Below are 11,721 nucleotides of genomic sequence, written 5' to 3'. Positions count from 1 at the left end.
GATGTGGCAGATCGCCGAAGCCTTCAAGGATTGCCTTGGACCGGAAACCCGCAAGTACATCTGCGCTCCCTGCTCCAACTGCAAGGGCCAGATCCGCGAAATGCTGGAACACAACGATCTGTACACCAAGAACAACTTCGCATACGGCGGCCTGGTGGAACTCATCGTCAACGCCATGGTCAACGTGAACCCCGGGTTCATCAAGTTTGAAGGCGAAGAAGAATAGTTTCCCGACCGTGGGATAAATAGAAAAGGGGGCGCAAGCCCCCTTTTCTATTTATGAGCGTTGCCATCGGCAACGCGACCAGAAATCAGGAGCAGGCTGCGGCTTGCCCGCGCCGACGAGCGACTGATTTCTGTGTTTTCTGCCCGGCGGTCTGCCGCCGCTGGCAGCGCAAAACCCGTGCAACGGGGTTTGTCATCTGAATGGTAAGAGGGGGGCGCAAGCCCCCTTTTCTATTTATGAGCGTTGTCATCGGCAACGCGACCAGAAATCAGAAGCAGGTCGCGGCTTGCTTGCGCTTTCATTTGTCGTCCGATGCGTTTCTTGCAGCGCACGAAAGCCATATGCCCACCGTCACGCAAGCCAGACCTGCAAGATGCGTCCACAGAATCTGCTCGCCAAGCACCAGCCAAGAAAGCGCTACGCCGCTCAGAGGCACCAAACCTGTAAAGGCCGCTGCCGCGCTGGCCTGCACCTGAGCAATCCCCCGAAACCACAGCACATATGACAGGTAAGAAACCGCTGCGCCATAATAGGCAAGCCCCCAGATGGCTGAGGCAGACAACGAGGTAAAATCATAATCACGGGCCTCAAACAAGGCCATGGGCAGCAGCATGATGAAGGCATAGAATGATACGATTGTCGTGCGCCGCAAGGGCGACATGGGGCAGCAGCGCGCCTTGCTGAGTACGGAAAATGCCGCCTCGCACAATACAGCCGCCAGCACAAGGCCGTTGCCCAGCAATGTGCGCCATGCCTCGCCTCCGCTTGCTGGCGTGGCTTCCACACCAGCGGCTCCCTGCGTTGCCAGAAAGGGCGTAAGATTAATGGCAAGCAGGCCCAGACTCACGCAGGCTATGCCAGCAATGCGCCGCAGCGGGGGCCTCTCCCGCAGCATGCCCCATGCCAGCAGGCCAATGACCGCTGGCGCTGCGCTGCTCATCAAGCCTGCGGAAGCCGCGCTGGTGAAACGAAGCCCCTCAAAGGTGCAAATCCGGTACAGGGCAATGCCGCACAGGGCCTGAAGCACCAGTGTTGCGTGGGTGCGCCCATCAAGCGCCCCCCGTTCACGCCGCAGCCACAACTGCGGCAGCATCACCAGCAGCCCTGCTCCCAGCCCAAGCCCCGCCGCAAGAAACACAGGCAGGCTATCAATCAGCAGCTTCCCCGCCACCACGGCGCTGCCAGCTATGCTCATGGCAAGGGTCAGGCTGATCCATGCTCCCCAGGGGCGCGCTTGCCCTGGTTGCACCAGATGTTGCACTCCCACGGCTGCTTTCTCAGCCGCAGCATTTTGCGCGCTGTTTTCGCACACGCTCATTGCTTCCTCTCCTTGTGATGCCCGCACAATGCTTCGGCATTTTGAGCGTCTTCCGGCACGTATTGCCATCTGACGTTTGAGAGGCTAGCGTAGCTAAAGTGGTTTTGATAAGCGCCACTTTTTAGCTTTTTTTACCATACCAATTACAGGTGCGCCATGTGGATCAGCCTTGATGCAGACAGCCCGCTTTCGTTGAACCGCCAGATCAGCGCGCAGATCAGGGAGCTGATTCTGCGCGGACATCTGGCTGCGGGCGACCGCCTGCCCCCCACCCGGCAGCTTGGAAAAAATCTGCATGTGGCCCGCAGCACAGTCATTGAAGCCTATGATCAGTTGCTTGCCGAAGGCTATCTTGAATCGCGGCGCGGCTCAGGAACGCACGTTGCGCAGGGCATCCGGCCCCAGCCGCAAATGTGCGGGCAAAAACCTGACGCAGACGAGCGCGTTGCCGCTGTCGACCTCACTGACCCGCCAGGGCTTGTGAACTTTCAGTCCGGCATTCCGGCTCTGGAGCACTTTCCAGCGGCGGAATGGGGCCGACTGTATCGGCAGGTGTGCGATGCATTACCAGCCTCGGCTCTGCGCTATTGCAGACCGCAAGGCGTTGCCGACCTACAGGAGGCCATTTCTGGCTGGCTTCTGCGCATGCGGGGCCTGCGCGCCGCACCGGAGCAGATAATGATCACCACAGGCGCAACCCAGGGGCTCAGGCTTGTGGCGCGCCTGCTCAACCGCCCGGATGCTCTGGCAATTGTGGAAGACCCAGTGCACCGGGGGCTGGTGGAGGTGATATCGCGCACCGGATACGCCATCGAAGGCATTGCCGCAGACGCACAGGGTATGGACGTCAGCCGTCTGCAAAGTCTTCCTGAACAGACAGCCCGCCGATGCGCCTTTGTCTATGTGACCCCTTCGCACCAGTATCCGACCGGGGGCATCCTCTCCGCGCAGCGGCGGCAGGGGCTGGTGGACTTTGCCCGGCAGCGCGACTGCATGGTGGTGGAGGATGACTACGACGGCGAATTCCGTTTTGAGGGTACGCCTGTCAGCGCCCTGCGCGAACTTGCACCCGAAAGGGTCATCTATATTGGTTCGTTCAGCAAAATTCTGGCCCCTGCCCTGCGCATGGGTTTTGCTGTTGTGCCGCAGGCGCTGGTGCGCCCCTGGGCCGAGGAAAAGCAGTACACGGACGTGCACACCGACGCGCTGTCACAGCGCACGCTGGCCGCCTTTATCTCAAGTGGCGGGCTTGAGAGGCATATCTGGAAAATGTGCAAGCTGTATAAACGCAAAAGACTCTTCCTGCTGGAATGTCTGCGGCGAAACTTTGGCGACAGCTTCACTGCCAGCGGGCAGGCAGCGGGGCTGCATCTGGTGGCGGGGTTTCCCGGCATCCGCTTTTCGGACGAAGTGCTCGCGTCCATGCACGCTCAAGGCGTTCGGGCCGTGCCGGTGGAGCACCATTCGCTGTGCCGCGACGGCGCGCACGCGCACGAACTGATACTGGGCTATGCCCACCTTTCGGAACAGTCCATGGAGCGTGGGGTACAGGCCATGCGAGAAGCCCTTGCGCTGTGAGCGGACAGTTTTAATGGAATATCTTTTTTTGCAAGGCATTCGGCGGTTTGCCGCCTTGTGGCCTTTCAATCGCCGCGCCATGCGCGCATTGACAGGATGCCCGCAATGAGGCAATAGAAAAGCCTTCATCCACAAGCGGCGCATCATTTGTGCGCACATCTTTTCTCGCGGAGGGCGGAGATGAAAAAAGGTATGACATGGCTTGCTGCAATGGCATTCTGCGTGGCAATTGCCGCGCCCGCAATGGCTGCGGATCCCATTAAAATCGGCGTTGCCGGCGCGCACTCCGGCGACCTGGCCTCCTACGGCGTTCCCAGCTTGAACGCCGCCAAGGTTGTGATCGCCGAAGTTAACGCCAACGGCGGCGTGCTTGGCCGGCAGATTGAACTGGTCGCCCAGGATGACCAGTGCAAGCCTGAACTGGCCACCAACGCGGCCACCAAGCTTATTTCCGAAAAGGTGGACGTGGTCATGGGCCACATCTGCTCCGGCGCTACCAAGGCTACCCTGCCTTTGTACACCGAAGCCAAGATCGTCTCCATGTCGCCTTCTGCCACGACCCCCAGCCTTACCGAAAGCGGCACCAATCCCTATTTCTTCCGCACCATCGCCAACGACAAGGCCCAGGCCAAGTTGACCAGCGACTTTATCCTGAACGGCCTCAAGGCCAAGAAGGTCGCCTACCTGCATGACAATGGCGACTACGGCAAGGGCTTTGTGGACAACAACCGCGAAGCCCTTGAAAAGGCTGGCGTGGAAACCGTTCTGTACGAAGCCGTTACGCCTGACGCCGTGGACTTCTCCGCTGTTGTGCGCAAACTGCGCCGCGCCCAGCCCGACATTCTCGTGTTCGGCGGCTACCAGCCCACCGCTTCCAAGCTGCTGCAGCAGATGCGCCGCGACCGCGTGACCACCGCCATGATCGGCCCCGACGGCCTCAAGGACGACGCCTTCATCAAGATGGCTGGCAAGGACGCCGAAGGCGTGTACGCCTCCTATCCCAAGGACACCAGTAACCTGCCCGCTTACAAGCATGCCCATGAAGGCCATGTGAAGATGTTCGGCAGCGATCCCGGTTCCTTCTACTACAACGGCTACGCCGCCACCCAGGCTCTGGTGAACGCCATTGCCAAGGCTGGCTCCACCGACGCCGCCAAGGTTGTGGAAGCCCTGCGCACCAACCCCGTGGAAACCCCGCTGGGCAAGCTGACCTTCAGCAAGACTGGCGATGCCGCCGGTATGGGCCTTTCCATCTACCAGATCAAAGATGGCAAGTTCGTAGAGCTTAATCACAGCATTACCCTGGACTAAACGTCTACCGGGGCGCGGCCATGGCCGCGCCCCGGCTTTTCACGCATCGCCGGAAGCTGACGGCATTAACGGGACAGGCGGAACGAACAGGGACACCCCCCGTACCGCGCGCGAGTTTGCATGGACATTCAATTTTTTATAGAGCTCTTTTTCGGCGGTTTGACCCGAGGCAGCATTTATGCGCTGATTGCCCTCGGCTACACGCTGGTTTACGGCATTATCGGGCTCATCAATTTTGCCCATGGCGAAGTGTATATGCTGGGTTCATTCACGGCCCTGCTGATAGCTGGCGCGCTTGGCGTCTACGGCTTCCCTGCTGGCGGCATTCTTATTGTGGCGGCTCTTGCGGCCATAGTCTGGTGCTCCGCCTACGGCTATACGCTGGAAAAGGTCGCATACAAGCCCCTGCGTGGCGCGCCGCGCCTGTCGCCGCTTATTTCTGCCATCGGTATGTCCATCTTTTTGCAAAACTACGTGCTGCTTGCGCAGACATCCGACTTTGTGCCCTTTCCCAACCTGCTGCCGGAAATGAATTTTCTTGAGCATATCGACTATGTCATGGGCGCCAGCGACTTTCTCATCCTGATGGTCAGCACCCTTGCCATGGTTTCGCTCTCGCTCTTCATCCGCTACACCCGCATGGGCAAAGCCATGCGCGCCACGGCCCAAAACCGCAAGATGGCCCTTTTGCTTGGCATCAATGCCGACCGCATCATCTCGCTCACGTTCATCATCGGTTCCGCCCTGGCGGCCCTTGGCGGCGTGCTTATTGCCTCGCACATGGGGCAGGTCAACTTTGGCATCGGTTTTCTGGCGGGCCTTAAGGCCTTTACCGCCGCAGTGCTCGGCGGCATCGGCTCCATCCCCGGTGCAATGGTGGGCGGGCTTGTGCTTGGCCTGGCCGAAAGTTTCACCACGGGCTATTTTTCCGGCAACTACGAAGACATGCTGGCCTTCGGCATTCTTATCCTCATTCTCATTTTCAGGCCCGACGGTATCTTGGGCAAAGCCACAGTGCAGAAGGTGTAGCCATGCAGCGCATACTTAAAGCCGCCATCGCCGCCCTGTGGTTCATGCTCCTCACCCTCCCGGTGCTGGGCATCAAACTGAACGTGGCGACAAAATCCGTAGTTTGGCGTTTTGACCGCATATTCGCCCTGGGCGCAGGCATCTTTGTGCTTGCCCTTATCTGGGACTGGTGCTTCAGCCGTAAAGCTGCGGGCGTCAAAATTATCACCCTGCCCAAGTGCTTCAATCTGGCAGAAATCATCGAAGCATTCAGAAACCGCGCTGGCCTCCGCCTTGGCGGGCTTGCCGCGCTGGCCGTTGTGCTCATCGGCATGCCTCTGGTCAGCTCCTTCTACCAGACCAACATCATGATCTCCGCCCTGCTGTACGTCATGCTCGCGCTGGGCCTGAACATCGTCGTTGGCCTGGCGGGCCAGCTCGTGCTGGGCTATGTGGCCTTTTACGCCATTGGCGCATACACGTACGGCCTGCTGCACCAGTATTTCGGCCTGGGTTTCTGGACCTGCCTGCCCATCGGCGGCTTCCTTACAGTCCTTTTCGGCCTTGGCTTGGGCTTTCCCGTGCTGCGGCTGCGCGGCGACTACCTCGCCATCGTGACCCTGGGTTTTGGCGAAATCGTGCGCCTCACGCTGCAAAACTGGAACACCGTCACCGGCGGCCCTCGTGGCGTCAGCGATATTCCCCGCCCTGCCTTTTTTGGCATGAACATGGACATCACCCAGTCCACCACCTACATCTACTATCTGGTGCTGGCCGCAGTGGTGGTTACCATTGTTGTTATCACCCGGCTCAAGAATTCGCGCGTGGGGCTGGCCCTGCAAGCTCTGCGGGAAGACGAAATCGCCTGCGAGGCCATGGGCGTGGACATCACGCGGGTGAAGCTTTCGGCATTTGCGCTCGGCTCCTGCTGGGCAGGCTTTGCCGGGGTAATCTTTGCCGCCAAGACCACCTATATCAATCCTTCCAGCTTCACATTCATGGAATCGGCCATGATTCTTTCCATGGTGGTGCTGGGCGGCATGGGCTCCATTGCGGGCGTGGTCATTGCAGCGCTGATTCTCATTCTTGCCCCGGAATATCTGCGGGCTTTCTCTGACTACCGCATGCTGCTTTTCGGAGCGATCATGGTGATTATGATGCTCTTCCGGCCACAGGGCCTCATCAGCGGCGAACGACGCCGCTACCGCATCAGCAACCTGCACGGTGCTGAAGGAGGCCGCTGATGAAACCGGTGCTGGAAGTAAAGGATCTTTCTCAGGATTTTGGCGGACTCCGCGCCCTTAACGAGCTTTCGCTCACCGTGAACAGCGGCGAGATCGTTGCCCTTATCGGCCCCAATGGCGCGGGCAAGACCACGTTTTTCAACTGCGTGACCGGCATCTACACCCCCACAGAGGGGCAGATGTTTCTGCACGACGCCTCGGGCGACAAGCAACTGCTCAACGGCAAAAAGCCCCACCTCATCACGGCTATGGGCATGGCCCGCACGTTCCAGAACATTCGCCTTTTCAGCGAAATGACCGTGCTTGAAAACGTGATGATCGGCCGCCACTGCCGCACCAAGGCGGGCATTTTTGGCGCCATCGTGCGTGATGGCCGCACCCGCCGTGAAGAGCAGGACTGCATCGACCGCAGCTATGAGCTTCTGGAACTGGTGAAACTTCAGGAGTTCTGGAATGAAACGGCCAACAATCTGCCCTATGGCGCGCAGCGGCGGCTTGAAATCGCCCGCGCCATGGCAACCGAGCCGCGCATGCTGCTGCTGGACGAACCCGCAGCGGGCATGAACCCCCAGGAAACCAACGAGCTCAAGGAGCTGGTCTGCTCCATCCGCGACAACCAGCAGCTCTCCATCCTGCTTATCGAGCACGATATGGGCATGGTCATGTCGCTTTCCGACCGCATCTACGTCATGGAATACGGCTCCTGCATCGCCACAGGCACCCCCGCTGAAATCCGCACCAACCCCCGCGTCATCAAGGCCTATCTGGGAGAAAGCGATGCTTGAGCTGCGTAACGTAGACACCTATTACGGCAACATTCAGGCCCTGCGCGATATTTCGCTGAATATTGAAGAAGGCGAAATTGTCACCCTGATCGGGGCCAACGGCGCGGGCAAGTCCACCACGCTCATGACCATCTGCGGCATCAACCGCCCCAGGAAAGGCGAGATACTCTGGTATGGCAAGCCCATTCACCAGTTGCCCCCGCACGAAATTGTGACCCTGGGCATTTCGCAGGTACCGGAAGGCCGCCTGATTTTCCCTGATCTCAGCGTCAGCGAAAATCTCGACCTCGGCGCATTTTTGCGGCGTGATCCGGCAGGCGTGAAGGACGATCTGGACTATGTGTTCAGCCTTTTTCCCATTTTGTCCGAGCGCCGCAAGCAGGCGGGGGGCACGCTTTCCGGCGGCGAACAGCAGATGCTTGCCATCAGCCGCGCCCTCATGGGCCGCCCCAAGCTGCTGTTGCTGGACGAGCCATCCCTTGGCCTCGCCCCCATCATCATTCAGCAGATTTTTTCCATCATCCAGAAGGTCAACTCCAACGGCACCACCGTCTTTCTGGTCGAACAGAACGCCAACCAGGCCCTGCGCATCGCCAACCACGGCTACGTTATGGAAAATGGCCGCATAGTCATGCACGACACAGCCGCCAACCTGCTCACCAGCGAAGAAGTGCGCACTGCCTATCTGGGCATGTAGAGCGCAATACCATAGCGGCGCAAAACCTGTGCCCTTGCTGCAACCGATAGTAAAGCGGCGCGTTTGCCTGGCAAACGCGCCGCTTTTTATGTGCTAAGCCAAAATGTAACGAGGATGATTCTGCGCATATTCGCGAGCCGCAGTGCCGGACACGTGCCCGGCTCCACCAGCCTACCCTTTTACCTCAAAGCAAAGCCGCCGCCGACAGGCAGTCGGCAGCGGCTTTTAAGCTGTATTGAAACTATTCACGGAGCAGGATAATCCCTCAGCCCCACAATAATCTGAATATCTGAGGCTTCGCCCTAGACTTCGCTGATGACGGGAACGACCACAGGGTCACGCTCCAGCACACGGCGGAAGAAACGCCGCAGTGAAGAACGGATGCCTTCTTGCAAGCGTCCAAGCTGACCGGGGCGGGCAGCTTCAATTTCGTCCAGCACCAGACACTTGGCGTCTTCCAGCAAGTGACTGTAGTGTTGCTCGAACACAAAGCCCTTGGAGATCATTTCCGGCCCATGCAGCACGCTGCCGGTCTCTGAATCCACCACCAGCACCACAATGACCATTCCTTCATCACCCAGAATGCGGCGTTCCTTGAGCACGGCATAGCCCACATCGCCCACGCCCTTGCCGTCAACGAGGGTACACTCGACCGGAACGCGCTGTTCCAGACGGAAGGAATCCTTGAGCAGGGTAAGAGGCAGGCCGTCTTCCAGCAAGATGACGTTGTCCTGCTCCACGCCGCATTCGACAGCAAGACGGCCATGCTTGACCAGATGCTGGTATTCGCCGTGCACAGGCACAAACAGCGTGGGGCGCACGGCTTCAAACATGTCGCGCAATTCTTCGCGCTGGCCGTGACCCGAGGCATGGATGGCGTGCACGCTTTCGTACAGCACTTCCGCGCCGATGCGGTACATTTCATTGATCAGCCGGGAGATGGCCTTGGCATTGCCGGGGATCATGCGCGAACTCATGACCACTGTGTCGCCCTTGCGGATCTCCAGCTGTCTGTGACCGCCAAGCACCATGCGCGACAAGGCGGAGAGCGGTTCACCCTGCGCGCCTGTCACCACCAGCACGATCTGGTCGTCCGGCAGGTCGGGTACGCCGTTGTGCGCGTTGAAAAACGAAGGCGGGAGCTTGGCAATGCCAAGATCGCGCGCCATTTCGATATTGTTCGCCAGCGACTTGCCGCTGATAACCACGGTGCGCCCATGCTCGCGCGCAAGGTCAAAAACTTCCTGAATACGCTGAATATGGCTGGAAAAGAGCGTGATGACGATGCGCCCTTCGGCCTTGGCGAATATCTTATCCAGCGAATCCTTGACCTCGCGCTCCGTGAGGGAGCGCCCCTCGCGCACGATGTTGGTGGAATCCGAAAGCAACAGTCGTGCGCCTTCCGGCCCGGCAAAGTTGCGGAAAAGATTCAGGTCGGTGCCTGTGCTGTCAAGGGGATGCGGGTCAATCTTGAAATCGCCGCTGTGCACCACACGGCCCACAGGCGTTTCTACGCCCAGACCAAAGCCTTCGGGAATGGAGTGACAGACAGGGAAGAAATGAAAGGTCAGGTCGCCCAGAGGCAGCACTGTGTTGATATCAACAGGGCACAGTTCCACCCAGTCCAGAATCTCCCGCTCCCTGAGCTTGTGTTCCACAAGAGCCAGGGTAAAGCGTGAGCCATAGATGCGGGTTCCCTTGATTTCAGGCACAATCCAGGGCAGCGCGCCAATGTGATCCTCATGCCCGTGCGTCAGCACAATGCCGAGCAGCTTGTCCTTGATGCCGCTGACAGCGCCAAAGTGCGGAATGACAACGTCCACGCCAAGGTGGGCGTCGTCAGGAAACATGAGGCCGCAATCGACCATCACCACGCCGCCGGAGGTTTCCCACAGCTGGCAGTTGAGGCCGATCTCTCCCAGTCCCCCGAGGGGGGTAATGTTCAAATAAGGTTCATTCATTCGTAATCGCTTTTGGGCGGCGCGGCTAAGGTCGTGCCGTCGCTCAACGCCGCATAAGATCAGGGTGAAATTCGCCCATGGCCACATATAATTGCGCCAGAGCGGTCAGATAATCGGCTTTTGCTCCTGTTAACGTCGCCTGAGCGGTGGTGAGCTTGGACGAAGCGTCCAGCACGTCAAAGTTGGTGCCCACCTGCTCCTGATAACGGGCCAATGCCACATTGTATGCCTCAGTAGACTGCTCCACGCCCTTTTCCGCCACGGTTATCCGTTTGGCGGCTTCCTGCACGGCAAGCAGTTTCGACTTGATGTCGTAGCCAACGCTGAGTTTCAGGTCTTCTTCGGCATAGCGCATCTTTGTGACCAGCCAGCCTGCCTCTTTGTCGGCATAATACGTGGTTCCCCACTGAAAAACGTCCCAGGTGGCGCGGGCGCCCACTTCCCATATGGAGCTGCGCGAGCCCCGGTCGCCCTTTTCCTGCAGATCGAGCGAATTGCCGCTCTGCGAAACATTGTAATAGGCTTCCACCTGCGGATAATAGGCGCTCTGCACGGCCTGCTGCGATTTGCCCGCGATTTCTACCGAACGCGCCGCCATGTAGAGGTCGGGCCGCTGGCGGTAGGCCGCTTCAAGGCACTGCTCCAGCGAACGGGTAAAGGGCACATGGGCAAGCGTGCCGGTAAACTTGATCTTGGCCGTGGCGGGCAGCCCAAGCAGGGTATTCAGCTTGGCAAGGCTGGTGTCGCGGCTGTTTTCGACCTGAATCAAGGTATTCTCGGCCTGGCGCACGTCCACTTCTGCCTGGAGCACATCAAGCCGGGGGCGAAGGCCCACGCCAAAAAAAGCAGTGGTGATGCGAAGCTGATCCTGTAACCGAGCCAGAGCGTCACGCTGGCTGCGCACGCTTTCTTCGTACCGCAGATAGTTCAGAAACTGGGTCTGAACATTTTCAGTCATGGACAGTTCGGCATTACGTACAGAGGCTTTATCGCTGTCAGCCTGAAGGGCTGCCTTCTGATAATTGGCCAGAAGCTGAAACCCTTGAAACACGGGCTGAGAAATTTCCACGGCCCAGGTGTAGGTGCCTTTTTCCGCTGGTCTGCTACTGCTGGGTAAGGCAGGCGATGTTTTTCTTTCCTGCTTGGAGGCGGAATACGTTGTGCCAAGCTTGGGCCCAAAAGCCCCGCGCGCAGATTTGCGCGCCTCTTCAGAAGACTGCCCCTGCGCCTCTTGCGAACCCAGGCTCGGATTATGCCGCAAAGCGCGATCCACAGCATCGGGCATGGAAACTGCCCCGGAAGGCAAAGCATTGTCTTTGCCCGAAGACAGGGTTCTTCCGCTAAAAACTGGGACGGCGGCGCTGCCCGAGGGGCGCGCGGCAACAGAAGAATCGGCAAACGCAGCGTTGCCACCCACAGGCCCGGCAAGCGCACCAACAACAAGAAACACGAGGCCCAGTTCAGGAATGCGTTTCATATATTTACAGACGGAATGGCTCCGCTACCTTTTAAAAATTACTTCGACCCGGATTACATACACCGCAGAAGACGGCATTGGCAACACTTCATGGAAAAAGATAATTTTACGCAAAA

General features: G+C 58.8%; 9 protein-coding genes and 1 pseudogene. 7 read left to right on the top strand and 3 right to left on the bottom strand.

Annotated elements, in window-relative coordinates; genetic code table 11:
• A pseudogene (locus tag VEZ52_RS02510) lies at positions 1-226 on the top strand ((Fe-S)-binding protein); the annotation flags it as partial.
• 298 nt (positions 227-524) lie between these two features.
• Here VEZ52_RS02510 and VEZ52_RS02505 read toward each other — a convergent pair.
• Positions 525-1,544 carry a DMT family transporter gene (locus tag VEZ52_RS02505; RefSeq protein WP_324835395.1) on the bottom strand — a complete coding sequence of 340 codons (1,020 nt, stop codon included), beginning with the start codon at positions 1,542-1,544 and terminating at the stop codon, positions 525-527.
• A 156-nt stretch (positions 1,545-1,700) separates the two neighbouring features.
• Between VEZ52_RS02505 and VEZ52_RS02500 the strand changes: the two genes are divergently transcribed.
• The 6 genes from VEZ52_RS02500 to VEZ52_RS02475 all read left to right on the top strand — a co-directional run bounded on the left by VEZ52_RS02500 (position 1,701) and on the right by VEZ52_RS02475 (position 8,167).
• The gene (locus VEZ52_RS02500; protein ID WP_324835394.1) at positions 1,701-3,122 is read left to right on the top strand and encodes a PLP-dependent aminotransferase family protein; all 1,422 of its coding nucleotides are present in this window, start codon (positions 1,701-1,703) and stop codon (positions 3,120-3,122) included.
• A gap of 180 nt (positions 3,123-3,302) precedes the next feature.
• Positions 3,303-4,433, top strand: coding sequence for a branched-chain amino acid ABC transporter substrate-binding protein (locus VEZ52_RS02495; RefSeq protein WP_324835393.1), 1,131 nt, complete (start codon positions 3,303-3,305; stop codon positions 4,431-4,433).
• Between the two features lie 120 nt (positions 4,434-4,553).
• Positions 4,554-5,462: an ABC transporter permease subunit gene (locus VEZ52_RS02490; protein ID WP_324835392.1), complete on the top strand. Its 909-nt coding sequence runs from the start codon at positions 4,554-4,556 to the stop codon at positions 5,460-5,462.
• Between the two features lie 2 nt (positions 5,463-5,464).
• Positions 5,465-6,685, top strand: a complete 1,221-nt coding sequence (locus VEZ52_RS02485) for an ABC transporter permease subunit (protein WP_324835391.1) — start codon at positions 5,465-5,467, stop codon at positions 6,683-6,685.
• The gene (locus VEZ52_RS02480; protein ID WP_324835390.1) at positions 6,685-7,470 is read left to right on the top strand and encodes an ABC transporter ATP-binding protein; all 786 of its coding nucleotides are present in this window, start codon (positions 6,685-6,687) and stop codon (positions 7,468-7,470) included. The genes VEZ52_RS02485 and VEZ52_RS02480 overlap by 1 nt, the downstream gene beginning before the upstream one ends.
• Positions 7,463-8,167 (top strand): ABC transporter ATP-binding protein, encoded by a 705-nt coding sequence (locus VEZ52_RS02475; protein WP_022658285.1) that lies wholly within the window; start codon positions 7,463-7,465, stop codon positions 8,165-8,167. Before VEZ52_RS02480 ends, VEZ52_RS02475 begins: the two co-directional genes overlap by 8 nt.
• A 302-nt stretch (positions 8,168-8,469) precedes the next feature.
• Here VEZ52_RS02475 and VEZ52_RS02470 read toward each other — a convergent pair whose 3' ends face one another.
• A complete protein-coding gene (locus VEZ52_RS02470; protein WP_324835389.1) occupies positions 8,470-10,128 on the bottom strand; it encodes a ribonuclease J in 1,659 nt (552 codons plus the stop codon).
• A gap of 43 nt (positions 10,129-10,171) precedes the next feature.
• Entirely contained in the window at positions 10,172-11,605 is a 1,434-nt protein-coding gene (locus VEZ52_RS02465) for a TolC family protein (RefSeq protein WP_324835388.1), read from the bottom strand.
• Between the last annotated feature and the right edge of the window lie 116 nt (positions 11,606-11,721).

This window comes from Desulfovibrio sp., assembly GCF_035644575.1.
GTDB lineage: Bacteria > Desulfobacterota > Desulfovibrionia > Desulfovibrionales > Desulfovibrionaceae > Desulfovibrio.
Note: the sequence above shows the minus strand (reverse complement) of the source record. Positions and strands in the feature narration are given on the sequence as shown.

Bases quoted from the DNA above. Each gene is read 5' to 3' on its own strand.
- VEZ52_RS02480 (WP_324835390.1), top strand. From the start codon at position 6,685: ATGAAACCGGTGCTGGAAGTAAAGGATCTTTCTCAGGATTTTGGCGGA.
- VEZ52_RS02490 (WP_324835392.1), top strand. From the start codon at position 4,554: ATGGACATTCAATTTTTTATAGAGCTCTTTTTCGGCGGTTTGACCCGA.
- VEZ52_RS02505 (WP_324835395.1), bottom strand. From the start codon at position 1,544: ATGAGCGTGTGCGAAAACAGCGCGCAAAATGCTGCGGCTGAGAAAGCA.
- VEZ52_RS02465 (WP_324835388.1), bottom strand. From the start codon at position 11,605: ATGAAACGCATTCCTGAACTGGGCCTCGTGTTTCTTGTTGTTGGTGCG.
- VEZ52_RS02495 (WP_324835393.1), top strand. From the start codon at position 3,303: ATGAAAAAAGGTATGACATGGCTTGCTGCAATGGCATTCTGCGTGGCA.
- VEZ52_RS02475 (WP_022658285.1), top strand. From the start codon at position 7,463: ATGCTTGAGCTGCGTAACGTAGACACCTATTACGGCAACATTCAGGCC.
- VEZ52_RS02500 (WP_324835394.1), top strand. From the start codon at position 1,701: ATGTGGATCAGCCTTGATGCAGACAGCCCGCTTTCGTTGAACCGCCAG.
- VEZ52_RS02470 (WP_324835389.1), bottom strand. From the start codon at position 10,128: ATGAATGAACCTTATTTGAACATTACCCCCCTCGGGGGACTGGGAGAG.
- VEZ52_RS02485 (WP_324835391.1), top strand. From the start codon at position 5,465: ATGCAGCGCATACTTAAAGCCGCCATCGCCGCCCTGTGGTTCATGCTC.